General features: G+C 59.7%; 20 protein-coding genes. 10 read left to right on the top strand and 10 right to left on the bottom strand.

The window, feature by feature from the left end:
* The first annotated feature begins 13 nt into the window (after positions 1 to 13).
* The 4 genes from ACVMIH_RS11705 (at position 14) to ACVMIH_RS11720 (ending at position 4,960) form a co-directional block, all read left to right on the top strand.
* Complete coding sequence (locus ACVMIH_RS11705; RefSeq protein WP_456861810.1) at positions 14 to 1,228, top strand: SIR2 family protein; 1,215 nt, start codon at positions 14 to 16, stop codon at positions 1,226 to 1,228.
* A gap of 27 nt (positions 1,229 to 1,255) precedes the next feature.
* Positions 1,256 to 3,001: an ATP-binding protein gene (locus ACVMIH_RS11710; RefSeq protein ID WP_456861812.1), complete on the top strand. Its 1,746-nt coding sequence runs from the start codon at positions 1,256 to 1,258 to the stop codon at positions 2,999 to 3,001.
* Positions 3,002 to 3,151: 150 nt separating this feature from the next.
* The gene (locus tag ACVMIH_RS11715) at positions 3,152 to 3,361 is read left to right on the top strand and encodes a KTSC domain-containing protein (RefSeq protein WP_456861814.1); all 210 of its coding nucleotides are present in this window, start codon (positions 3,152 to 3,154) and stop codon (positions 3,359 to 3,361) included.
* Between the two features lie 285 nt (positions 3,362 to 3,646).
* Positions 3,647 to 4,960 (top strand): DUF2130 domain-containing protein, encoded by a 1,314-nt coding sequence (locus tag ACVMIH_RS11720; RefSeq protein WP_456866446.1) that lies wholly within the window; start codon positions 3,647 to 3,649, stop codon positions 4,958 to 4,960.
* Between the two features lie 343 nt (positions 4,961 to 5,303).
* Here the strand turns inward: ACVMIH_RS11720 and ACVMIH_RS11725 are convergent, their stop codons facing one another.
* Both ACVMIH_RS11725 and ACVMIH_RS11730 read right to left on the bottom strand, forming a co-directional pair.
* Positions 5,304 to 5,522 carry a hypothetical protein gene (locus tag ACVMIH_RS11725; protein WP_456861816.1) on the bottom strand — a complete coding sequence of 73 codons (219 nt, stop codon included), beginning with the start codon at positions 5,520 to 5,522 and terminating at the stop codon, positions 5,304 to 5,306.
* Between the two features lie 14 nt (positions 5,523 to 5,536).
* A complete protein-coding gene (locus tag ACVMIH_RS11730; protein ID WP_456861818.1) occupies positions 5,537 to 6,346 on the bottom strand; it encodes a hypothetical protein in 810 nt (269 codons plus the stop codon).
* 382 nt (positions 6,347 to 6,728) lie between these two features.
* Between ACVMIH_RS11730 and ACVMIH_RS11735 the strand changes: the two genes are divergently transcribed.
* From ACVMIH_RS11735 to ACVMIH_RS11755, 5 genes are all read left to right on the top strand, one after another.
* The gene (locus tag ACVMIH_RS11735) at positions 6,729 to 7,412 is read left to right on the top strand and encodes an ion channel (RefSeq protein ID WP_456861820.1); all 684 of its coding nucleotides are present in this window, start codon (positions 6,729 to 6,731) and stop codon (positions 7,410 to 7,412) included.
* A 499-nt stretch (positions 7,413 to 7,911) separates the two neighbouring features.
* Positions 7,912 to 9,363: an amidase gene (locus tag ACVMIH_RS11740; RefSeq protein WP_456861822.1), complete on the top strand. Its 1,452-nt coding sequence runs from the start codon at positions 7,912 to 7,914 to the stop codon at positions 9,361 to 9,363.
* Positions 9,360 to 9,968, top strand: coding sequence for an NIPSNAP family protein (locus ACVMIH_RS11745; RefSeq protein ID WP_456861823.1), 609 nt, complete (start codon positions 9,360 to 9,362; stop codon positions 9,966 to 9,968). The genes ACVMIH_RS11740 and ACVMIH_RS11745 overlap by 4 nt, the downstream gene beginning before the upstream one ends.
* Positions 9,969 to 10,507: 539 nt before the next feature.
* The gene (locus ACVMIH_RS11750; RefSeq protein WP_456861825.1) at positions 10,508 to 11,233 is read left to right on the top strand and encodes a response regulator; all 726 of its coding nucleotides are present in this window, start codon (positions 10,508 to 10,510) and stop codon (positions 11,231 to 11,233) included.
* A gap of 129 nt (positions 11,234 to 11,362) precedes the next feature.
* The gene (locus tag ACVMIH_RS11755; protein ID WP_456861827.1) at positions 11,363 to 11,956 is read left to right on the top strand and encodes a DUF1127 domain-containing protein; all 594 of its coding nucleotides are present in this window, start codon (positions 11,363 to 11,365) and stop codon (positions 11,954 to 11,956) included.
* A gap of 219 nt (positions 11,957 to 12,175) precedes the next feature.
* Here ACVMIH_RS11755 and ACVMIH_RS11760 read toward each other — a convergent pair whose 3' ends face one another.
* The 4 genes from ACVMIH_RS11760 to ACVMIH_RS11775 form a co-directional block, all read right to left on the bottom strand.
* Complete coding sequence (locus tag ACVMIH_RS11760) at positions 12,176 to 12,568, bottom strand: hypothetical protein (RefSeq protein WP_456861829.1); 393 nt, start codon at positions 12,566 to 12,568, stop codon at positions 12,176 to 12,178.
* Between the two features lie 55 nt (positions 12,569 to 12,623).
* Positions 12,624 to 13,556, bottom strand: coding sequence for a haloalkane dehalogenase (locus ACVMIH_RS11765; protein ID WP_456861830.1), 933 nt, complete (start codon positions 13,554 to 13,556; stop codon positions 12,624 to 12,626).
* A gap of 144 nt (positions 13,557 to 13,700) precedes the next feature.
* Entirely contained in the window at positions 13,701 to 14,540 is an 840-nt protein-coding gene (locus ACVMIH_RS11770) for an alpha/beta fold hydrolase (RefSeq protein ID WP_456861832.1), read from the bottom strand.
* Positions 14,541 to 14,628: 88 nt separating this feature from the next.
* On the bottom strand, positions 14,629 to 15,936 hold the full coding sequence (locus ACVMIH_RS11775) for an MFS transporter (RefSeq protein WP_456861835.1): 1,308 nt from the start codon (positions 15,934 to 15,936) through the stop codon (positions 14,629 to 14,631).
* Between the two features lie 442 nt (positions 15,937 to 16,378).
* Here ACVMIH_RS11775 and ACVMIH_RS11780 point away from each other — a divergent pair, with 442 nt between their 5' ends.
* Positions 16,379 to 16,852 carry a MarR family winged helix-turn-helix transcriptional regulator gene (locus ACVMIH_RS11780; RefSeq protein WP_456861837.1) on the top strand — a complete coding sequence of 158 codons (474 nt, stop codon included), beginning with the start codon at positions 16,379 to 16,381 and terminating at the stop codon, positions 16,850 to 16,852.
* A 244-nt stretch (positions 16,853 to 17,096) separates the two neighbouring features.
* Here the strand turns inward: ACVMIH_RS11780 and ACVMIH_RS11785 are convergent, their stop codons facing one another.
* From ACVMIH_RS11785 to ACVMIH_RS11800, 4 genes are all read right to left on the bottom strand, one after another.
* Entirely contained in the window at positions 17,097 to 17,948 is an 852-nt protein-coding gene (locus ACVMIH_RS11785; RefSeq protein ID WP_456861839.1) for a haloacid dehalogenase type II, read from the bottom strand.
* Positions 17,949 to 17,998: 50 nt separating this feature from the next.
* The gene (locus ACVMIH_RS11790; RefSeq protein ID WP_456861841.1) at positions 17,999 to 18,739 is read right to left on the bottom strand and encodes an alpha/beta fold hydrolase; all 741 of its coding nucleotides are present in this window, start codon (positions 18,737 to 18,739) and stop codon (positions 17,999 to 18,001) included.
* A gap of 118 nt (positions 18,740 to 18,857) precedes the next feature.
* Positions 18,858 to 19,901 carry an efflux RND transporter periplasmic adaptor subunit gene (locus ACVMIH_RS11795; RefSeq protein WP_456861843.1) on the bottom strand — a complete coding sequence of 348 codons (1,044 nt, stop codon included), beginning with the start codon at positions 19,899 to 19,901 and terminating at the stop codon, positions 18,858 to 18,860.
* A gap of 155 nt (positions 19,902 to 20,056) precedes the next feature.
* A complete protein-coding gene (locus ACVMIH_RS11800) occupies positions 20,057 to 23,251 on the bottom strand; it encodes an efflux RND transporter permease subunit (RefSeq protein WP_456861845.1) in 3,195 nt (1,064 codons plus the stop codon).
* Between the last annotated feature and the right edge of the window lie 136 nt (positions 23,252 to 23,387).

The following is a 23,387-nucleotide window of genomic DNA, read 5'->3' on the forward strand; positions in this document are numbered from 1 at the left end:
GAGGACAGGGATCATGGCTTTCGGGCACGACGCCCATCAATGCGTGTCGCAGTTGCGGCAGACGCTTGCTGTCGGCAAGCTTCCCGTCGGATTTCTGCTCGGTGCCGGATGCCCCTGCGCCGTAATGGTCAAAGACGAAGCGGGTTCTGGATTCTCGTCGATCATTCCCGACATTCGGGGGCTGACGTCATATATTGATGGACTCCTGACCACCGATGAGAAGGCCAAGGGTCCTTACTCAAAGCTGTTGGGTGTCTTCAAGGAGGATGACATCGACACTCCGAACGTTGAGCTGATGCTCAACCGGGTGAGGCAGTTTCGGGAGGTCGCCGGCAAGGTCGGGGTTCGGGGCTTGTCCGCTGAGGAACTGACGGTTCTCGACAAGCACATCTGCAACGCGATACGGCTGAGGGTGACCCGATCGCTCCCCCCTCCTTCCACACCCTACCACGCGCTTGCCGAATATATCGGCCGTCATCGATCACCCTCGACGGACGTGTTCACCACGAACTACGATCTACTGCTCGAGGAGGCCCTAGAGCATCTCGAGGTGCCCTATTTCGACGGGTTTGTCGGCTCGGCACGACCGTTCTTCGATCAGAAGGCGATCGAGGATGGCGAAGCTCCCGAAAGGTGGGCGCGCGTCTGGAAACTCCACGGCTCTATCAATTGGAGGTTCAACAAGACATCGAAGGCCGTATTCCGCACCGAGCACGAGTACGCCGGCGACGAGCTTCTAATTCATCCGTCGCATCTCAAATACGACGAGAGCCGCCGGATGCCGTATGTAGTCATGGCGGACCGCCTGAAGCACTTCCTCAAGCGTGGCGAGCGTCCCGTGGCGCTCTTCGTGCTGGGATATTCGTTCGGCGATGAACACATCAATGAAGCGCTGGTCGACTGCCTGCGCTCAAATCCGTCGGCCGCCTGCTTTGCGGTCCTGTACGGCCCGCTCTCAGGCTATCCGGCGGCCGTGAACCTCGCGACCGAGAACTCAAACCTGTCGCTCATGGCTAAGGACAAGGCGGTCATTCGCAGGCAGGTGGCCGGCTGGCTCACGATGCCGACCCGGGATCCCTCCGCCTTGGCCAACATCTTCACAGTTGCGCCAGAGGTTGTCGGCACGGATGCGGATGCGCCGCGCCCCTGCGCCTTCGAGCTCGGTGACTTCGCGAAATTCGGAGACTTCCTGCGCCTGATTGCAAACTCGATCACCGAGACCAGGTGAGCTGCCATGCCTCGGACAGATCCAACCTTGCTCGGCACCGTGGAAGATGTCAGCGGTGCCACGGTTCGCGTAAAACTCGGGAGCGAGACGGTTTCCGGACTGAGCTTCATCGAAGGCCAGAGCTACCGGGTCGGCCAGGTCGGCGGGTTCGTTCGCATTCCGCTCGGATTCGCCAATCTTTATGGCGTGATCTCGCAGGTCGGCGCGAGTGCGGTCCCGGAGCGCCTCGCCGAGGTGGAAATCCACGGCAATCGATGGATGACCGTCCAGCTGGTCGGGGAAGGTCAACCGGGCGCACGGTTTGACCGAGGCGTCTCGCAGTTTCCGACCGTCGGCGACACCGCACACCTGGTCACCGAGACCGATCTTCGCACGATCTACGGGCGTCCGAACGACGATCGCTTCGTGCAGGTTGGGCAGCTCGCCAGCGCAAGCAGCATCCCTGCCTTGGTAGAGATCGACAAGCTCGTCACGCGCCACAGCGCCGTATTGGGTACCACGGGATCGGGCAAGTCGACCACGGTCGCCGGATTGCTGGCCGCGCTGTCGGACCGCGCCCGCTATCCATCCGCCCGCATCCTGGTCATCGACATCCACGGGGAATATGGTCGGGCGCTCCAGGATCGCGCCGCCGTCTTCCGCATCAACGCAGACCATCGCAAGGGAGAGCGCCCCCTCTACATCCCGTATTGGGCGATGACGCTCGACGAACTGCTGCCGATCACATTGGGCACCATCGAGAACGCGGCTGATCGCGGCGCGGTTATTGATCAGATCATGGCGCTCAAGCTCGATAGCCTGCGCGCCAAGGCCCGACCCGGGGTCAATGCCGACACCTTGAGTGTCGATACGCCGGTGCCGTTCAGTATCCACAAATTGTGGTTCGATCTGCACTGCGAGATGCGGTCGACGCATTTCGAGCGCGACGGGCAAGCTCAATCGAGAAGCACATGGGCGCTCGAACTCGATCCCAAAACCGCCAAGCCCGTTCAAGACGGCAGCGCCATCCGAGGCATCCCGCCACGGTTTCGCGCCGCGAAAGACGTCAAGGGTGACCCGGAAAAGATCCGACACACCCGTTCGCCTTTGTCGATCAGCCGACAAATGGACGCCCTCGGCTCCAAAATTCGCGATCCACGCTTTGACTTCTTGCTGAGGCCCGGACCGTACTGCCCAGCTGAGGACGGTACCACCGACCAGGACCTCGACACACTGCTGGCGGATTGGCTCGGTGATCGCAGTCCCATCACCATCCTGGACCTGTCGAACATCCCGCCATCGATTCAATCGGAGCTCGTCGGTGCGGTCCTACGCATTTGCTACGAGGCGCTGTATTGGGCGAGGAGCATTCCGGAAGGCGGCCGCGAACGCCCACTCCTCGTCGTCCTCGAAGAGGCACACGCCTATCTCGGCGAAAAGCAGATCGCCTCGGCGGCGGTTAGAAAAATTGCCAAGGAAGGCCGCAAATACGGGATCGGCATGATGCTGGTCAGCCAGCGGCCGGCGGAAATCGACCAGACCATCCTGTCGCAGTGCGGGACCTTGTTCGCGCTGCGGCTCACCAACGCCAGAAGATCGCAACCACGTCAAAGGCGCAGCCTCCGACAACCTGGATGGACTGTTCGCCATGTTACCGGTGCTCCGAACCGGCGAAGCCATGATCATCGGAGAAGCAGTGAATCTGCCGATCCGCACACTGATCAATCCTCCCGGCTCGAACCGGCGGCCAGACAGTTCGGACCCGAACGTGGTTGTGGCAGGGTCAGAGGCTGACGGCTACGAGGGCCCGGGCGGCTGGAATCAGAAACGAGATCCAGCAAATTATTCCGAAGCCGTCGAGCTGTGGCGACGACAAAATCCGCGGCCAAACAACGTCCATGTCGAGCCGATCGACACGGAGCAGATGAAATCAGGAGACGCGAAGTGAGACGGGATCCAGTCACATCCTCAAACGTGGCCGAAGTCGGCTATGATCCAAATAGCCGGATTCTCGAGGTTCAATTCAAGACCGGTGCCGTCTACCAATATTTCGACGTCCCGCAGCAGCTCTACGACGAGCTCTGGCGCGCCTCCTCGATCGGCGGTTTCATCAATTCAAACCTGAAGGGCCATTACCGCTACGCCCGGGTCTAGCCCTTCGGTTCGCCCAAGCGCTTGGATGCGCCGTGCAATTGGAACCGGCGTGTCCGCTGAGTTGGCGCGGTTGCCGGCTCCCAAATTGGATCGCCCAAGGTGCTCAAATGGCGACGCGATCCGCCCATCAGGCGCATGGCTGGGGTTTACCGTGGAAAAGCCGGCGAGAAACTCTCCCGGCGGCAACAACTATGTGGAAATCGAGGTAAAGCGGCAATTCTAGCCCCGCAAGGCTGGCCGGTTCGGATGCGTTTCGGCACCATGGCGAGCGTACCAGGAGGTCTCATGAGCTTTCAAGCAACCGCAATCGGGGTCTCGCATGAGCCCACGCTGCGCTGTCCGAATTGCAACCACGAGATCCACCTGACCGAGTCGCTCGCCGCCCCCCTGCTCGCGGAAACGCGGAAGCGGTTTCAGGAGCAGCTGGCGAGCAAGGATGCCGAGATAGCTCGCAAAGCCGAGGCCCTGCGCCAGGACCGCGAGCAGATTCTGAAGGAACGTGCGCAGATCGAGGATCAGGTCGCGAGCCGTCTGGCGGCCGAGCGCGGACAGCTGGTCGCCGCAGAATCCAAGAAGGCCCGCGAGGCAGCCGCTGCGGAGCTGCAGGCCCGCAGCAACGAGGTGACGGAGCTCCGGCAAGCGCTTGAAGCCAACAACACGAAGCTCGCCGAAGCGCAGCAGGCCCATGCCGATGTCATCCGCAAGCAGCGCGCGCTCGACGAAGAGAAGCGTGAGCTCGATCTGACCATCGAGAAGCGCGTCCAGGCGTCGCTCGAAGGCATCCAGCTCAAGGCGAAGCAGGAAGCCGACGAAGCTGCCCGGCTGCGGGTCGCCGAGAAGGACCAGACCATCGAATCGATGACGCGCACGATCGAAGAGCTGAAGCGGAAGGCCGAACAGGGATCGCAGCAATCCCAGGGCGAGGCGCTCGAGCTCGAGCTCGAAGGCATGCTCCGCACCCGTTTCCCGACAGATCTGATCGAGCCGGTCGGCAAGGGGGAACTCGGCGCCGACGTCGTACAGCAGGTCAATGGCGCCATCGGCCAGCCGGCTGGCGTCATCCTGTGGGAGTCCAAGCGTACGAAGGCCTGGAGCGATGGGTGGCTCGCCAAATTGCGCGACGATCAGCGCCGCAGCGGAGCCGACGTTGCCCTCATCGTGTCGCAGGCGCTGCCCAAGCATATCGAGCATTTCGATCTGATCGACGGGGTCTGGGTCACCCACCCCCGTTGCGCGGTACCGGTGGTCGTTGCGCTTCGTCAGGCGCTGATCGATGTCAGCAACTCTCGCCTGGTCCAACAAGGCCAGCAATCCAAGATGGAGCAGGCTTATCAGTATCTGACCGGCACCAAGTTTCGCCAGCGGGTGGACGCCGTGGTCGAGAAATTCAACGACATGCGTGAGGATCTCGACAAGGAGCGGAAGTTCATGGGGCGCCAGTGGGCCAAACGTGAAACCCAGATCTTGGCGGTCATCGAGTCCACGGTCGGCATGGTCGGAGATCTGCAGGCCATTGCCGGCAAGGCCATGCCGGAAATCCCGAGCCTCGATATGCCGCTGCTCGAGCAACCGTTCGAGGAAGAGCGCAAGGTCGGATAATTCCGAGAGACGATCGATCCGCTCGCTCGAGGCAGACAAGGGGCTATCTCGTGGCCCAAACCGAACCGGTCGACTGACACAACGGCCTACTGACACAAAGGCCTAATCGCTCAAGCATCGCATAGTGACCATCGCTCCGCAGGTCCCGGACACATCTCGAGCAGCAAACGCAAGATCGCTGCTCGCCGCGTGGCTCTCCCCGAAAATAGTCGGCGCCCCAACGCACCAAACCTGACGTCCTGTTCGAGCTTCGCCGCGCGGCTGAAGACCGAGACAAGACCACACATCGAAACGCAGGCCAGCTCAAACGCCGGGAGCGCGAAGCGAGACGGCGACGGCCAAGCTAGCCCTTTTTGGCGTTCTCAAGAGCACCAGCAAGCGCCACGGCGTGCTTGTTCGCCTCCAGAAATCCGTGGCACTCGCTGCAATCGCACGTCCCCACAAATTTCGTGTACCAATTGTCGGCATCATCCCATTGCCAGAGCAGGCACGAGTCTTCGCCGCGCGTACACATGTATTCGTTCTTAGGATGAAGATCTGCCAATTTCTTCTTCTTCGCCATGTTCGACTCCGCAATTAATTGGGCCTAAGGGCGGTTCTCACCGCACTTCCGACAGATCGACCAATCAATGCCGCCAACGCAACGTTCGCGGCGGCTTGGCTCGGGCCGACCTTCTTTGAAGGTCCCTTGCCTTGATCCGTGGGTCCGAGCGTGATCTGCAGATCATGCACTCTGTTTCTGCTGGTCGAGAAGAACGGGCCGCTGTCGTTCACGTCCACTAATCTCAACTTGAACGACGGCGTCACATTTGCCCCCGTGTCGACTTCAAACTTCACTTCGTGATAGAGCACGTCGGCTGGCAGCCCTCCGCTGGTGAAATCGGCTTGTTTCGTTGCTTGTACCGTCCAGGCATCGAACAGCCACTCGGTGAGCTTCAAATTGTCCTGCATCAGCATAAAGCCGCCCTTCCGGTAGTCACAGCGCTTAGCCTTGAGTAGCTCTCCGACCGTGACGAAGGCATGCATCTTGTTGTCGCGCTCGGCCTGCGATGAACCCGATACCCCGCCAGCAAGTGTCGGGATCACGGTCGGGCTTGGTATCGGCGACCAGGTCGCCGATGGCGCGACCGTGGACTTCTCGGTGATATCGAAGTCCAGCAGGATCGACACGCCCCACCCGTCCATGAAGGTCGGACCTTGCTTGTCGTGCAGCTCGTTGAAGGCCTGCCGGAGCTCGCAATTGACGTTGTGAACGATTTCCTGGACCATGACGATTTGCTGGTCTCTACTCCCGAAATCCTGCAATTCTGGAACGGCGAGGCCGCAGCCTCCGAGTAGCAAGGCAGCCGAAAGCAATGGCGCCAGCAGAAAATTGCTGGTCCTCACGTGATGCTCCTATAATTTAATCCCAATATGCGCAGCGTAGATCGCCGGGCCCGCCGGTTGCAATCGACGATCGAGACAACTCCTAAATTTTTCACGCGTGTATCAGTCGTGCAACACACGCTGGAAACGTATCCGCCCGACCGGTCGACCGACCCGCGATGTTGGAATCTGCCCGGCCGCACGTCTTGGCGCAGGCGCCCGCCCGGTCGATTATGGCCGTCCGGGATCGAGCGCCAGCCAAGCCGCCGGCTAGATGTGTCCCGATCGGCTGACGTCGGCGAGACGACAATGGGATTGCCTGGCAGAGTGGACCTTGCGACGGACGCGCCCGATGTTGTCAAGCTCGCGTGGGGCGCGCAACCCGGGAAGAAGGAATGCCGATATGCCTATCGACAATGCCGGAAGCAATCCCTCCTGGCACCAGCGCGTAGCGAAGGTCGCCGTTGCTGTGCTGCTGATCGTCGCGATGGTCCTGCCCGGATATACAGCGTCCTACAATACGATCAAGGAGGCCGACGGCTTCTCGCCCGTGCTGGCTCCTTTGGGTGCCTTTGCGTTCACCCTGCTTTGGTCCATCACGCTGCTCTGCACAATCCGCGCGGTCATCAAGTTGTATGATTTGCGCCTCGAGCATCCCGGATGGCGGGCCACATTCACCGGCATCAACACGGCGCTGGAATCCGCTATCAGCCAGCACACGTCTGTTAAACTCAGCTTCGATAGTGAAGCGCTGCTGAAGCCGTACTTCCTGCTTCCCATCACCAAAGCTGGACTTCTGAGACTATCGATCGCTTCCTACTTCATGACGATCTATGGCTACGCGCTGATCTACAAGTTCATCGCGATGGCCGCGCCGGACATGTTCACCCCCAAGCCGCTCGACCTGTCGACCGCGATCTATTTCAGCATCGTCACCATCGCGACGGTTGGATATGGAGACGTCCTCCCTCTTCACCAGGCGACCAAGATTTTGGTCTCGACGGAAATCCTGGCAGGCGTCGCATATTCCGTCTTTTTCTTCTCGATCCTCGCCAACTTGATCAGAGAGCATGATCGCCAAGCGTGAAACCCGAGCGGCCGCCCCCTACGCATCGCTGGCTCCGCTTCCCGATTCTTGGCCGCCTTAGCCCCTCACGACAAGCCCAACCAATAGGAAACACTGACGCGCCAGGCTATCCCGGACCAGATATTGCTCGTTGCTCCCCTTGGTTGATCATCGCGGCCGGCGTGTTGTGCTTGGGCTCCGCAGCCGTACAGCCGAACCTTCATTGGATAGGGCAACCTGTCAGGAAGTTGCCCGTCCGGACCTGGGCCTGCCGGGGCCCGAAGTTTCTCTTCATCCGCGGGCCAATCGTCGTTGACGCTCAGCTCGACGTCGGCGAGCACCTGCACCTCGGTCTATCCATGCGCTTGAGCTGTCCTCGGCCGGTAGCGAAATCGTTTCTCTAGCGCTTTTGCTCACAGTGGATCACCTCAATGTGTACCAACCAATTGGCAGGTAGGCATTGACGCCCGCACTCGGTAAAGCTACCTCCAACCTACCAAATGACAGGTAGGACAGGGTCATGACTGACAGTATTGTTAAGTTGGACGCTAGGCACATCGCCGAGCTTATTGCCACCCGGGAGCTTTCGCCCGTCGAGGTCATGCAGGCGCACCTCGATCGCATCGCCGACCTCAATCCTCAGGTGAACGCTATTGTGACAGTGGCTGACGGCGCACTGGATGCCGCGAGGAAAGCAGAGGCAGCGGTCAAGTCGCACGCGCGATTGGGTCCGCTTCATGGCGTTCCGTTCACGGTGAAGGACGGCATCGACACTGCGGGCGTGCTGACACAGCGCGGTTCGCCAATCTTTAAAGGACGCGTGCCCGACACCGATGCCACCGTTGTAGCGAGGCTGAAGGCCGCTGGCGCCATCCTGATCGCCAAGACGAACCCGCCGGAGTTTTCCTACTCAATCGAAACCGACAATCTCCTGACGGGCCGAACCAACAATCCCTGGAACCTCGACTACACCCCGGGCGGATCGAGCGGTGGTGAATCCGCCGCCATCGCGGCGGGCATGTCGCCTCTCGGCGTCGGCAGTGATCTCTCGATCTCATTGCGCGGCCCGGCAGCGCACACCGGCGTCGTCGGGTTCAAGGCTACTCACGGTCGACTGCCGATGACAGGCCACTGGCCCAGGGTGCCGCGTCGCTTCTGGCACATCGGTCCGATGGCGCGCTCGGTTCGCGATGTGGCGCTTGCTTACTCCTTGATGGCCGGCCCAGATGGCGCCGACGGATTCTCAATCAGTTCGCCCGGCCTCGATGCGGGCGCCGGCGTGGCATCGAACCGCCCGCTTCGCGTCGGCTACCTGGCCTCACCCGGTTTCTTCGGACCAATCGATCCCGAAGTCGTCGCCACCATAAAAGCAGCCGCTGACGCGTTGAGCAATGCCGGCTGCCACGTCGAGCAAGTCCGGCTACCCGTGTTGGAGCGGACTGATGCCAATAGCGTCCTCTGGCAGCTCCAACAGATGGAATCCCGGCCAGAATTCGCGAAGGTCACCGCTGGCCACGAAGCCCAGATCTTCAGGCATGCCAAATTGATCCTCGACACACCTGACACGTCCATCAGCGACTTCATCGCCGCCGAACAGGCGATCGAGGGCCTCCGCGACAGCTTCGCCGACTATTTCCAGAGATATGATGCGCTGCTCTGCGCGGTGACCCCGTTCCCCGCGACGAAGCATGGTCTCGCCGACCTCGTGATCGACGGCAAAACGGTTTCTCCGTTCCACGTGATGAGTGCCACATCGCCGTTTAGTCTGACGGGGATGCCGGCTTTGTCGATGCGGTTCGGAACAAGCCGCGATGGTCTTCCGATCGGCGTGCAGATCGTCTCCTCCCGGTTGGCGGAATCCACTGTGCTCAAGGTGGCGTCGCTGCTCGAGGAGCTAAGCCCCGTCCGCAACCTTCACCCCGGACAGGGAAAAGGCATGACTCGACATCTCGCGGAGCTCGTGGAGCGATGAGCGAATTCTACGAACTCACAACCCTCGCCTGCCCGATGCTCGGGACTTCAGAAGTGGCGAAGGCCGCGCGGGACTGGGTCGCGGCGCCGGGCACCGCCGGTACACTGTTGGGCTGTTGGCGGTCGGAGTTCAGCACGCTTGGACGGCTTCTGATCCTGCGTGGTTTCGATACACTCGACGCGCTGCATCGAGAGCGGCGTCGCGCCCTGATGAGCGCCAACCCGTTCAACGCCGGGCAATTTATCACGGCGCTGGAGATGACCAGCTACCAGCGCTTTCCCTTCCTGCCGCCGGCGCGCCCAAGCGCTTCCGACGAAATATACGAGTTCCGCACTTACAAGCTGAAACCGGGCGGATTGCCGCCAACGCTTGCGGGGTGGGAGGCTGCGATCATACCGGCGAAGGAGTACACAGACCACTTAGTACTCAACATGTACGCGCTCGATGGACCACCTCGGATCACGCATATCTGGGCGTTCGAAAGTCTTGCGCAGCGTGCATCGCTGCGTAGCACTGCTTTTTCAGCTGGCGTATGGCCGCCCAGGGGTGGACCGGAAAATGTCCTCGAGGCGGTCTCAGTCATTGCGATGCCGGAAGACGGATAGCCAGCCGGCGCGGCTAGTCCGCGGCGAGGCGAACCATGCTATGGCATGCCTCGTCAAAATTCCGGGACGGCGTTGATGCGGTTTCCCGGGACGTCGGCAAAAGCAAATCACATCGCCATCGGCCTCATCGAAGCAGGCGCGGTCGGTAAAAGCCTTCGCTCGGGCGGTTACGAGCACCGGAATGCAACGGCAATGTCAAACAGTCGTAGTCCAGACCCGCTCGCAGCGCAATACGCGGAGCATATTCTCAAGAACTAATAGTCACGATCACAACCCATCACGATCTGGCGACTTTTCACAGACGGCAGACGAGCGACTATGTCGATATATGACAGGAGACGTGTAACTGTGCTTCATCGATACATGCGGACTGCATGTGGCTGAGTCTGCGTTCTCGCATATCCGCGGTACTCGATCGGCCGAAAATGGACCCTGATTGAGGTCTGCCTTTATCTTCACCGAGGGCGCCAAAGGATTGCAGTTCACGCTCCCGAATATGTCTATGGTCCGGCATTGGCGACAAATTCACGAGACTCTCTATGGTAGAAGATGTAGGTCACATTATCGTCGTTGATGATGATGCCGAGTTACGGCAGACCGTGGTCAGATATCTGGAAGAACATAATGTGCGGACGAGGCACGCGTCCAATAGAGCTGAACTACAACGCCTCCTCAAGGAAACACAGCCGAGCCTGATCATTCTTGATCTCAGCCTCGGTCGTGACGATGGGCTGGATCTGTTACGTGAAATCCGCTCACATTCGGATGTGCCTATTATCATTATGACTGGTCATCGTCCGAACGAGATCGATCGCATCGTGGGCCTTGAGCTCGGCGCCGACGACTACATAATCAAGCCATTCAGCCTGAGGGAGCTACTTGCGCGCTCGCGCGCCGTGTTAAGACGCCAAGAAATGGGCCGATCGGCCCGCGTGCGTGATCCAGAACAGGGAGGCTACCTCTTCAACGGCTGGAGGCTAGAACGTCGTCGCCGCAGGCTGATGGATCCGAATGACAATCCGGTCGCCTTGAGCAAGGGCGAGTATGCGTTGCTGCTGGCGTTTCTTGAGGCCCCACAGCGCCCGTTGACACGCGAGCATCTTCTCCAAGCAACCCGGGTTCATGGAGACATATTTGACCGCAGCATCGACACTCAAGTGTTGCGATTACGCCGCAAGCTCGAAACGGAACCGAACGCACCACGCATTATTCAGACGGAGCGCGGCGTCGGCTACGTCTTCGCTGTGCCGGTCGAGCCGTTCTGAGGAAGTCTCATGAACCATCTATCGATTTCTATCGGCTGCAGTTGTGACCATATTTCCGGATGATCGTGACGACGGCGTAACAGCAGATCCGCAGATTGCCTCCTGCAAACATTATGCAGGAGATATCAAATGCCGATGCAGAATGCCTCCCCGAGCGTGAATCCCGTCGTTCCGCGATCCCAGAGCGTGATCGGCGAAGCCGGGAACGGCGCCCGATCTCACGACCAATCGCCTCATCCTTCCTACCCTGCTCGTGCGGTTTGGAATAATCCGCCCTCTTTGCCGCCGGTAGCGGAAGTAAGCTCGCCCTTCGCCAGCCCGTGGCAGGCGACGTTGGAATTCGTCATAGAGAGCTTTGCCCACTATGGAGCATCGCTGCATCCGACCGCCGAGTTTCCGGTGGAGATATTCCGAGCCCATACGAGTCCGGGATTGAATGGAGCCGCGGCCCATTGGCAGAACGACCCGAGACCGTTGGAAGACAGCAATGTCGTCGAGATTGATAAGTACGGCCGCGGTAACGGCCGCTCATCGCGCCATTCCCGCCCGCTGGGTTCGCTTGGCAGGATGATCATGACGCTTTGGGCGAACTGGCGACGGGAGCGGGAGATCAAGCAGGCGGTGGCCGCCTTGTCGCAGTTCGATGATCGGACCCTGCGGGATCTGGGCATCCATGGACGAGCGGATATCGAGCGGGTCGTCAGGTACTGCCATGATTGCTAACGCTGCCCATCTTAGGCCCTATCTCTAAGCTTCTGCCAGAGTGCCTAGCCATTCCGTCATCTCGCGCAGGCGGAATGGCGGGCCTCGCGCCAAAGGAGCGAATCGCCTTGAGAAGCAACGTGCGCGGCCTCGGCCTCGTCAGTCTGAGAACGAAGGGCTATTCATAGAGAGGAAGATTTGGTGAGCGCCTGGTAGTGATGATGCCCTTCCGGGCCGGCCCTATTGCTCGGAGGCTTCCGCCGCGGTCCAGTCGGTTGCCCAATTACCATTGCGCAATATCTCGTCGCCGCTGTGAACCGTGAATTCGACAAGCACTGTGCGTTTGGCGACTTGCAAGAGCTCACTGCAAATATCGACGAGACGTCGCCCCAATTCAAGTCGTTGATCAAGCGGCCGTCCCCGGCGGATCTCGACCAGCACCATCGTGATCGACTCCAGTCCGTCCGGACCAAGATGAAATAAATTGTCCTCTCCAAGTTCCGCAATGCCCACGTTCGGACGCCACGACTGCGTCTGCATCACGTCAGAATAGATCTGGCACAGACGCGTCGCGAGTTCGCGCTTCGTCTGGGAGGAATACTTTCTGGCCAAGTTTAGATGCAGATACGGCATGTTTCATTTCCTCTTCACAACAGGACGGCCTGTTACGGGCGACAAGGCGATCGCGTCAGTGGCGAAGCGCTCCGCGTACGGCGCTGGTTCGCGCGCCAACGGAGTCCAGCCGCGGTAAACGCTTCAGCCAATCCGCGATCGCCTCACCGATTTCCAGCGGAGAATCCTCCTGCAGGAAGTGCTTGCCCTTGACGCGCACTTCCTCCTGATTGCGCCAGCTTCGGCAGAAGTCCCGGATGGACCCAGTGATGATCGCACCAGGATCTCCATTAATGAAAAGCTTCGGCACTTCGTTGATCGCCATCCAATCCCCGTAGGCTTTCACAGCCTCAGCTGTATGGTGTGGCTCGCCATCAATGGGAAGCTCTCTCGGAAATGTCAGGGTAGGACGCCGATCCTCCCCAGGATCGATGTAGGGACGACGATATGCCGCCCACTCAGCGTCCGATAGGCGCCGCAATATTCTCTCGGAGAACGACTTCTCGACGAACAGATTATCACCAAGGACCAGCGTCTCGCCTTCGGAAGATCTTAGACGCTCGAACATGTCCCGAACAGACTGGTCCATCTCGCTCCAACTGCGCGAGCGCACGATAGTCTCAAAGTAGACGATTCCACGGACCGAATCCCGGTGACGACTGGCCCAGTCCATAGCCAGGGCTCCGCCCCAGTCTTGGCCGACAAGGACGACCTCTTGGGTTGCACCAATCGCTTTTAGGAAGCCTTCGACAAACCGGCGATGCTGTAAGAAGCCATAACGCATCGGGTCGTCGCCCTCGAGCTTTTCCGAATCGCCCATGCCGATCAGGTCAGGTGCGATGCAGCGGCCATGTGGGGCCACGATAGGCATGATATTGCGCCAGATGTACGAAGATGCGGGATTGCCGTGCAGAAAGACGACTGGCTGACCTTCACCTAGCTCAACATACGCCATGCGCTTGCCGTCGACCTGGCAGATGCGCTTAGGCAGTTCATCGGCACTCAGCATTGGTATATCATCCTTGTGATCGTGGTCGGGCAAGCCTTCCTATGCCGGGATCGCGCGAAGGCGACACCGGCAGCGGGGCGGAGGTCACTTTTCGCTGTACTCATACTCTTTGTTTCCCTGGATGAGGACGATGCCGCCGTTCCATCACTCGTCTAGAAACTGGATCGCGAGTTTCAGGAAGCGCTCGGGATACTGAAAATGCGCTCCATGTCCTGCATCTTCGTAGAGCACCAGATGGGCAAGCGGGATGTTCGCGGCCAAGTGAAATGAATTGATGGCAGGAATCATGATGTCGTCGATACCGTTCACAACCAGCGTCGGCTGCGCGATAGCCCTGAGGTGCCTGAACGGCGCGTCACCATCGATCGGCCGCTTGAAGACCTGTCCGGCCTCGAATTGCGCCTTGCCGACTTCAGGCGAACAAGGCGGGTCCTGGTCGGCCCGCAGGTGCCGACGGGCCCAGAAGGCGCGCCCCGCCGCCTTCGCGCGGTTAGACGGGCCAAAGAACAGAAACGATATGTCTTCGGCCGTCCATACGGACTTTGACGCCACCAGTGGAACTCTAGGATCTGAACTCTTGGACATACCTCGCGGTCCGGTCCCCAGAAGCAGCAGCTTTCGGACCGCTTGCGGGTGCCTCAGAGCGAGTTCCTGAACCTGCATGCCGCCGAGGGAAAACCCACCGACATCCGCCCTCTCGACGCTGATCGCCACAAGGAATGCCGCAATATCGTCCGCCATCTCCTCAATTGTGTTACGCGCCTCGCCTTCGGAGCTTGCGACGCCGCGACCGTTAAACAGAATGACTTCGCGATTCTCGGCTAGCCCATCGGTCATCACTGGATCCCAGTGATCCATCCCGGCACGGAGGTGTGAGATGAGCAGTAGGGGCACGGAACGCGGCTTGCCCCAGCGCCGGAACGCATGCCTTACGCCATTCACCTCTACGAAGCGCGTAGGCGCGGTCCCGTGGGTTTCGAGCATCCCGTCTCCTTGTAGCATCTCTTACGCCGGACAAGCTTTACGACTAGTGCCTGGTCCCGTCCGGCCCCACAAGGCCGGCGCAGATCAATCAGGCCGCCGACCCCATCGCAGGAGCAAGCTCCGGCTCGGCTTTGGGCTTGCGATCACCGATTAGTAGACAGGCGATGCCTGCGACGATGCACAGCACTCCAGACAGCGCGAAAGCCGGGGCATAAGTGCCCTCCAGTGTCCGCGTGACGCCAGCGCCATAAGCCGCTATCGCGGCGCCGATCTGATGCGCGACAAACATCCAGCCAAAAACCAGCGGTCCCGAGGACAGCCCGAAGTTGCTCGTCGTAAGCCGGATCGTCGGCGGCAGGGTGGCGAACCAATCAAGACCGTAGAACGCGGCGAATAACGAGACAGTCCACAGGTCGACGCCCAATGCGATCGGCAGAAAGAGCAGAGATAGCCCCCGACCGGTGTAGTAAATGCAAAGGAGACCGCGATTGTCGAATTTGTCGGACAACCATCCTGAACCGACCGTACCGAATAGATCGAACAGTCCGATGAGCGCGATCATGCCTGCTGCCGTTACCTCGGCGATGCCGTGATCTCCGCAGGCCGCAATAAGATGCGTGCCGATGAGACCCGACGTGCTGAGGCCACAAACGAAGAAGCCAAAGCACAACAGCCAGAAGTTCTTGGACCGCGCAGCACCCTGCAAAGCTCTGAAGGACATGACGACCGGATTTACCGTCGGCGTCGCAGGAACTTCGACTTTGCTGCCGGGAGGCGCTCCGTACGGCGTCAAACCGATGTCGGAGGGACGATTTCGCATGAACGCCGCGATCACGGGCAGCAGACAAGCAAGAGCACATCCGACTACTACGACAAGTGCCCGCCAGCCATACTCGTCGCTGATCCGGGCGAAAAGTGGCAAAAACAGCAATTGCCCCGACGCCGAGCTTGCAGTCATAAGGCCGAGGACGAGGCCACGACGTTGCACAAACCAGGAGTTGGCGACAGTGGCGCCGAGAACTAGCGCAGTCATTCCGGTTCCGCCACCAACGACGACGCCCCAAAGCAAGGTGAGTTGCCACGACTGGCTCACGAGCGCCGTCAAGCTTACGCCGGCAGCCGTTATGGCGACCGCGACGAGCATGATGGTACGGAGGCCGAAACGAAGCATAAGAGCTGCCGCAAACGGAGCCATGAGCCCGAAAACCGCGAGTCTCAGCGAGAGCGCCGTCGAGATCGTTGCAGTCGACCAGTTAAAGTCCTTCTGAAAGGCAACCAGAAGCAGCCCAGGTGTCGACATGGCGCCGGCTGTGACAAGCAACGTCAAGAACGTTACGCCGACGACGACCCACGCATAATGAAAAGGGCTGCGCCCTTTTACTTCGATTGTTTCCAATTTGATCTCCTGTCGAATGACTTCGTGCGGAAGCCGACGGCCGGCATACTCCCGCCAACGAACTCAAGCAGATCATCGCGATCCGCACGCGCCGCTCGGTCCTGGCTCCGCCGTAGGAACACGCTCTACGCCTCTTGGCTTGAGCGCACTCCACCTCGACTTCGCTCAGGAATAACACCGCAAAATGCAGGAGTCAATTTATCTGCATATGCTGATAATTTCCGATCGGCCGCCTACTCGAGCTTCGTCCGTTGAATCTGCTCGATTTCAATATTTCGACGCGAGGCGACGAACGGAGCGACGTTCGCAGAGAAGCTGTACGAATCGACGGTCGGAGTCTTCGACGCGGCGCCCTGCCGACCCGACTTGAAAATCATCTGCATATGCTTATAGTTAGCTGTGGAAGTTTTATCTGGGCTTTCCCAAGCTAATGGGGACTAAAATGGCCGCGCAATCGAAGTCTCACGTCGGATATCGATGCCACTGCACCGCATTGCGCAAGGCAACGAGGCGCGTTTCGCAGCTGTATGACGCGGCTCTCGCCCCGTGTGGTCTGAAGGCAACGCAACGCGCAATTCTGACTCAGATCGCAAGGGCTGAACCGGCGGGAATCGGCACTCTCGCCGAGGCGCTCGTCATGGACCCGGGCGGGCTAGCGCATACCCTTAAGCCGCTTATTCGTGACGGGCTGGTCACGATGAAGGTAAATCCCGACGACCGACGCAATCGTTTAGTGTCTTTGACGACGGCAGGGAAAGCGCGCGTCAAGCAATCTGACCGTCTATGGGAAGAGGCGCAGCGGGCTTTTGAAAAGAGTTTTGGAGCTGCGCGATCGAAGGCACTTCGTGATGCGATCGACCTTTTGATTTCGGATCAGTTTTCGAGCGATTTTGAAGCGGCCGTTGCGACCGATTAGTGAAGAGCCGATTGGCACGCGCGTCGTAGACGCTGGGCCACGATATGGCGTGGTGAACCAATCCGTTGCTGTTCGGATTGCTCGCTGGCATCGCGCGACCAGGGTGGAATACCCTCACGCCGAGTACTCCCGGCGACTTAGTCGCGTGATTCCCAACTCAACGCTTTTGCCGTTGGCGACGCGCACATGGCTGATACCTCAGATGAGCAGGCGAACGCCCTGCCCCTGAGCTTGCCCGCAAGATTCACCCGAGACCAATCTTTTGGGACAAATCTATCAGGTCGCCTGCAATAACATCAATATACGGTTCCGGAGATCGGTCGACTTTCGTTGCCGGCCCTGTCTCGAGTGGCCTTGGTATGTACGCCGTCTTAAATCCGGCTGCTTTCGCGCCTTTCAGATCAAATTTATGGGCGGCCACCATCATGATCTTGCTCGGCGGAAATCCGAGGTAGGTCGAAGCGGCCTGATAAGCCTCGGGAGAGGGCTTGTAGGAATGAACGAGTTCGCCGGTAAGCACTGCATCGAACGGTAGCCCACCACGCTTGGCGAGCGCAATTACGCCAGCGGTTCCTGCATTGGAGAGGGCGGCTACCGTAACCTTACGCTTGAATTGGACGACGCCTCGCGCACTGTCGGACCAAGGCACCATCTGGCCCCAGACAGACATCAGTTCCAAGCGTTCAGTTTCATCGAGTTGGCTAGTCAGTCCGCGTAACGATAGCACTCCATCGAGCGCCTCGAGAAAGACCTCCCTAGGCGCGATCCATGTCCGCTTGCCGTCAATGATGGCCCGAATAATCGAAAGTGCGGCCGCATTCCAATCTTCAAGGAAGCCCGACCAATCTAGACGTCGTGCCTTGCGATCATTCAAGGCGTTACTGATGCGTGTGAAGGGCTGATAGTAGTCGAACAATGTTCCCTGAATATCAAAAGTCATCGCTTTGATGCCTATCGGATCAGGCGGCGCCGCCATCTCCGCTTGTGCAGCTTCGATCAGCATCGAAGCAGGCAACACTGCTGCGGCTGCGGTGAAGCCCACGATGCTGCGCCGGCTGACGGAGCGAGTTTCGGTATTGTCACGTTCTGCATTCATTTTCTGCTCTTCTGTAAGGGCGAGGATATAGCGATCCTCTGAAATATGGGTCAGCGCAGCCTAGCTGGATGGTCGACCCTGTCGGCGATTTCAACGAGGTGCTTGGCCAACTCATAAGGAGCTGAAGAGGGCAGCACATGATCGGACTCGATGGTGAAAACGGGGTCGCAGGGCAACCGCGCCTGCATCGCGCGCTGGAGAGATAGAGGCATAATCTGGTCCTCAGTCGCTTCGATGTAGGCTCTAGGCACGGAGCCGAAGCGCTCGTCGCTAACAGAGATCGGGGTCGCAATCGCTGCGAGAGGTTCGAAGCATTGTTTTGCCCGCGCAACCTCAATCCAGTGCGCCGGCGTCTTGCTGTAGATTCTCGCCAGGGCTTCCGGAAGAACAGCGGTCATACCGGTCGCCGTGTCGACACTGAAGATCGGCTCTGCGCCGGGGTGTGCGCTCTGAATCGTTCCAGCAAGGGACGCTCCATCCGGGAGCAGAAACGCCGCGGCGTAGACCAGATACCCGACACGCTCCGGCACTCGCTCGGCGACTTCACTAATGACCAACCCGCCGCGGCTCTGGCCAACAAGCACAACCGGCCCCTTTGCTTCGCGGACTCGAGCCGCGATCTGGTCTGCCCAGGCGCCGATCGGCTGGGACGGAAATCGGCTCCCTCCCGGATCTGCGCCCAGCAAGGTTGGAGCCTCGGCGCGATGGCCAGCCGCAGTCAGGATCGGGATGACCCGATCCCACATCCAGCCGCCGCTCCACGACCCGTGAACCATGATGATGTGTGCCATTCTTCGCCTCTCATGTAGGGATTGGAAAATTCCTATCCCGTTGACATGCCGGCAGACGCCTGCCCGCGCTCTCTCATTGAACCGATTTGCCCGTGTCCCCTATCCTTGGGTGCGAGAGCTACGATCCCGCATGAGATTCACCCGTCGCGGCGACGCGGACCTGATCACCGCTCGCGATGGCGGATGAAGGGTTGACGACCACCGATTCGGATTGCTCGACGCCGGTGAGAACCTCGATCGTATCTCCGAAGTCGCGGCCAAGTGTGATCGGCTTCAGAACAACCTTGCCGTTCCGGCTTACTTCGGCGACCTGTACACCCTCGGCCCGGAATAACAGGGCGTTGACGGGGAGCCGAAGCCCTTGTCCGACCGGGGGCAGTTGAAAATGCACCTGGACGAAGCTGCCTGGAAAGAACTCGCCCGAACTGTTGTCGATATCGAGTTCGACCTGGAGCGTTCTCGCCTGGATATCAATGGCCGAAGAGGTCCGTGTGACCGTCGCCGGATACGACTTGCCGGGCCTATCCGGAAATTGCAGATTGGCTCTGGTTCCGGTCCGAATGCTGCTGGCATAGTTCTGCGGAACGTCGACATAGGCTCGAAGCTTGTCGATTGCCGCGATGTGAAAGAGCGCTGCCCCCTCGTTGCCGCCGGCGTTTATCAAGGCACCGACATCCGTGTTGCGTGCGGTGATCACCCCGGCGAAGGGAGCGACCACTTGCTCGAAGCTTTGAAGCTGGCGGAGGCGATTTACGTTGGCTTCGTTCGCCGCGACCTGGGCGGCACTTGCCAACGCCGCAGCTTCGCGATCGTCACCCGCCTGGCGGGAGACAGCAAGCGTGCTTACCAACTGCGCGTAGCGATCGGATGTCCGTCGTGCGATATCGGCATTTGCCTGCGCAGTTTTGAGATCGGCCTCCGCCTGAAGAAGCTGCTGGTCAACCTCAGGCGAGTCGATTACCGCCAGAAGCTCGCCGGCTTTGACGTGCGAGCCGATGTCCGTCTTCCAAAGGCGAATATAGCCGTTGGTACGGGCATAGACGGACGTTTCGATTTCACCCTTGACCTGCCCGGGCAGAACCACCTCCTCGAGAGCAGGTCCAGACTTCGGATGGGTGATAATCACAGTTGTGATGGCGCTAGCTGCGCTCTGCCGCTCCACGGCGGCCTCACCGGCTCTCCGGGTCTCGAGACCCCGTAGGATGAGCGCCGCGACGCCCAAGACCCTGAGGATGTTGACCAATAGAACGCGCGCTCGAGAGCGGCCGGAAGTAGCTGATACGGTTTGGGAATGCAGTTGGGTCATGGGAAGCTCAATCATTCGGAAGGTGTGTTCAGAGAGGTCGCCGTGCTATCGAAGGCCGTCGGCGGATTGAGGGGGCGTCGCGGGCCGTGCAGGAGAGCGAAGACCGCGGGCACGAAGGTCAGGGTAGCGATCGTCGCGACGATCAGGCCACCGATCACGGCGCGGCCGAGCGGCGCGTTCTGCTCGCCACCTTCGCCTAGTCCGAGCGCCATCGGCAGCATGCCGATGATCATCGCAAGCGCAGTCATTAATACTGGGCGGAAGCGACCGAATCCGGCCGCGATAGCGGCAACGGCCGGCTCGTCTCCTTGGCTGAGGCGGTCGCGTGCCAGGCTCACGACCAGAATGCTGTTGGCAGTTGCGACACCAACACTCATTATGGCGCCGGTCAAAGCTGGAACGCTGAGATTGGTCCCGGTGAGAAACAGCATCCAGACTATGCCCGCCATGGTCGCTGGCAGCGCCGTGACGATGATGAACGGGTCCAGCATGGACTGGAAGTTCACCACCATCAGCAGGTAAACCAGCAGCATAGCAAAGCCGAGTCCGTATAGGAGTCCGGCGTAGGATGCGGTCATGATGACGGCCTGGCCGCGCAGGGTGATTGTGACGCCCCGTGGCAGCCCAGCCTTGGTAATCTCGCCGATAGCCTCGCGGACATCGTTGGCAACGCTACCAAAGTCACGGTCGGCATTGGTGGCGTAAATATCCATCGCAGGCTGGGCGTTGTAGCGGGTATCGACCGAGGGCAGGACGTCACGCTTAATCGTGCTGATGCCACCGAGTATTTGACCGTGCGATCCGGGGCTGCCCGTGATGAGCGTGTTGCGGAGCGAATCCAGCGTCTGCAGGTCGGTCTGGGGAGCCTGGCTGACGATCGGATAGGATACGCCGCTCTTGGGGTCCAGCCAGAATGTAGGCGCCGTCTGAAAGCTTCCGGCCAAGGCGATCAGCATCGTGTTCGCGACATCCTTCTGCGTCAAACCGACGTCGCTTGCGCGGCTGCGATCGACCGCAACGGTGAACGTGGGAGCGTCGAGGTCCTGCTGAATCCGCGCGTCGGCAACTCCCGGGATCTTGCGAATTCTCTGGAGAAGACGTTGGGCGACCACCTCATTGCTCGCCATGTCACGCCCGACGATCTGCACATCAATCGGTGCGGGCGATCCAAAATTCAAGATCTGGCTCACGATGTCGGCGGGCAGAAAGGCGAATGTCACACCCGGGAAGGTCTGCGGTAGCCGTATGCGTAGGCGTCGCACGTAATCAGCGGTCGGGTGATGCTTTGCCGCAAGGCTCACCAGAATATCAGCATCCGCCGGCCCCGTCGGAGCGGAGTTGCTATACGACAGGTTCACGCCGGAGACAGGGAGGCCGATGTTGTCGACGAGGCCGCTGAGCTCGGTCGCGGGAATCGTGCGCCGCAATTCCTCTTCGACCTGATCGACGATGCGCGCGGTTTCCTCCACGCGGGTTCCGGCATGGGCACGCACATGTAGTTTAATCTGACCGCCGTCCACCGAGGGAAAGAAATCACATCCCAGTGTAAAAACCAGTAGCACCGACGCCAGAGCCGCACCGAGGAAGACCGGGATGAACAAGCCTCGGCGCGCGACTGCACCGGACAGAACATGACGATAACTTTCGCGCATGGCTTCGAACCTGCGCTCGAAGCCGGCCTGGAGGCGCGCTAAAGCGTTCGAACGGGCCGTCTCCGCTCCCGACACCTGCGGCTTCAACATCAAATTGGCGAGGGTCGGTACCAGCGTTCGCGACAGAACGTAGGACGCCAGCATTGCGAAGACGATAGCCTCTGCCATCGGTACGAACAAATAGCTCGCCACGCCGGACAGGAAGAACATCGGCATGAAGACGATGCAGATGCAAAGGGTCGCGACGAAGGCGGGCGCCGCGATCTCCGCAGATCCGTTGAGTACGGAATCCCGAACCGGTTCGCCTCGCTCGAGGTGCGCATTGATGTTCTCGATGGCGACCGTTGCATCATCGACCAGGATGCCTACCGCGAGGGCCAATCCGCCCAGCGTCATGAGGTTGACGGACTGGCCGAACAACGAAAGGGCGATGATCGAAACTAACACAGAGAGCGGGATCGAGACCGCGATTATCAAGGTACTGCGCCAGGATCCGAGGAACAGAAGGATCATGGTGGCGGTAAGCGCCGCCGCAATGAGGCCTTCGCGGATCACGCCGGACACGGCCGCGTTCACGAAGACCGATTGATCGCCGACGGCATCGATCTTTAGTCCTTCGGGACCGCCAGCTTGGATAGTTGGAAGCTTGGCCTTGACATCATGAACGATCTGTAAAGTCGAGGAACTACCGGTCTTCTGGACTGTCATTAGTACGGCATGTTCGCCGTTCAATCGCACCAAATTGGTCTGCGGTGGCGAGCCGTCGCGCACATGAGCCACATCGCGGACATAGATCGTCGAACCGTTGACTTGCTTGACCGGCAAGTTATTGAGATCATCGATAGTGACTGCCGCGCCATTCAGACCGATCACATATTCATAGGTGCCGATCTTCTGCGTTCCCGCAGGAATGATAAGGTTTTGGCTGATGATCGCGTTTTGCACATCCTGGGCGGACAGCCCGAACGCCTGAAGCTGCTGCGGATAAAGGTCGACTTGAACCTGACGCTGTTTGCCGCCGTAGGGATAGGGCAGCGACAAACCGGGCACGCCGGACAGTTGGCTGCGGACGTAGATGTTTCCGGTATCGTAAAGGGTCTGCTCGGTCATTGTCTTACTGGACAGGGCGAGCTGAAGAACTGGGACGCTGGCCGCGTTGTAATTCAAGATCTGCGGCGGAGTCGTGCCGGGCGGGAAGAATTTCGAATAGAACGTGACGCCGGCGACCAATTGGCTTGTCGCCAGCGGGATGTTGGCTCCGGGCTGGAAGTAGATCTTGCTGACGCCGACGCCGTTTAGATTACTGGAATCAATGTGTTCGATGCCGCTGACCACGACCGGAGCGACGCGTTCGAAATTCGCACTGATGCGGTTGGCGATCTCCTTTGCGGGCAGGCCCGCATAGGTCCAGATCATGCTGACGACAGGGATGCCGATGCTTGGAAAGATATCGACCGGCGTGCTCATGATGGTCAGTGGACCCATGATCACAATCGCGACAGCCATGACGATGAAAGTATAGGGCCGGCTAAGAGCAATCTTGATAAGCCACATGACAGGCTCCCCTTCGAAGTTGCCGCGACACTCAGTCGTAAATCTCACCAGCGAACCGGCCACTCCGCCCGCAAACAGTCGACCGCTGGCGAGCCAAACTCCTCGCCTGCGCTGCTTTGCTGCTGATTTGTCAATC

This window comes from Bradyrhizobium sp. USDA 4503 (assembly GCF_054055815.1).

What these genes read in the sequence shown, in the direction of transcription:
- ACVMIH_RS11750 (WP_456861825.1), top strand. Translation starts at nt 10,508, where the DNA reads ATGGTAGAAGATGTAGGTCACATTATCGTCGTTGATGATGATGCCGAG.
- ACVMIH_RS11755 (WP_456861827.1), top strand. Translation starts at nt 11,363, where the DNA reads ATGCCGATGCAGAATGCCTCCCCGAGCGTGAATCCCGTCGTTCCGCGA.
- ACVMIH_RS11770 (WP_456861832.1), bottom strand. Translation starts at nt 14,540, where the DNA reads ATGCTCGAAACCCACGGGACCGCGCCTACGCGCTTCGTAGAGGTGAAT.
- ACVMIH_RS11725 (WP_456861816.1), bottom strand. Translation starts at nt 5,522, where the DNA reads ATGGCGAAGAAGAAGAAATTGGCAGATCTTCATCCTAAGAACGAATAC.
- ACVMIH_RS11720 (WP_456866446.1), top strand. Translation starts at nt 3,647, where the DNA reads ATGAGCTTTCAAGCAACCGCAATCGGGGTCTCGCATGAGCCCACGCTG.
- ACVMIH_RS11785 (WP_456861839.1), bottom strand. Translation starts at nt 17,948, where the DNA reads ATGAATGCAGAACGTGACAATACCGAAACTCGCTCCGTCAGCCGGCGC.
- ACVMIH_RS11765 (WP_456861830.1), bottom strand. Translation starts at nt 13,556, where the DNA reads ATGCTGAGTGCCGATGAACTGCCTAAGCGCATCTGCCAGGTCGACGGC.
- ACVMIH_RS11705 (WP_456861810.1), top strand. Translation starts at nt 14, where the DNA reads ATGGCTTTCGGGCACGACGCCCATCAATGCGTGTCGCAGTTGCGGCAG.
- ACVMIH_RS11780 (WP_456861837.1), top strand. Translation starts at nt 16,379, where the DNA reads ATGGCCGCGCAATCGAAGTCTCACGTCGGATATCGATGCCACTGCACC.
- ACVMIH_RS11745 (WP_456861823.1), top strand. Translation starts at nt 9,360, where the DNA reads ATGAGCGAATTCTACGAACTCACAACCCTCGCCTGCCCGATGCTCGGG.
- ACVMIH_RS11800 (WP_456861845.1), bottom strand. Translation starts at nt 23,251, where the DNA reads ATGTGGCTTATCAAGATTGCTCTTAGCCGGCCCTATACTTTCATCGTC.
- ACVMIH_RS11740 (WP_456861822.1), top strand. Translation starts at nt 7,912, where the DNA reads ATGACTGACAGTATTGTTAAGTTGGACGCTAGGCACATCGCCGAGCTT.
- ACVMIH_RS11735 (WP_456861820.1), top strand. Translation starts at nt 6,729, where the DNA reads ATGCCTATCGACAATGCCGGAAGCAATCCCTCCTGGCACCAGCGCGTA.
- ACVMIH_RS11790 (WP_456861841.1), bottom strand. Translation starts at nt 18,739, where the DNA reads ATGGCACACATCATCATGGTTCACGGGTCGTGGAGCGGCGGCTGGATG.
- ACVMIH_RS11760 (WP_456861829.1), bottom strand. Translation starts at nt 12,568, where the DNA reads ATGCCGTATCTGCATCTAAACTTGGCCAGAAAGTATTCCTCCCAGACG.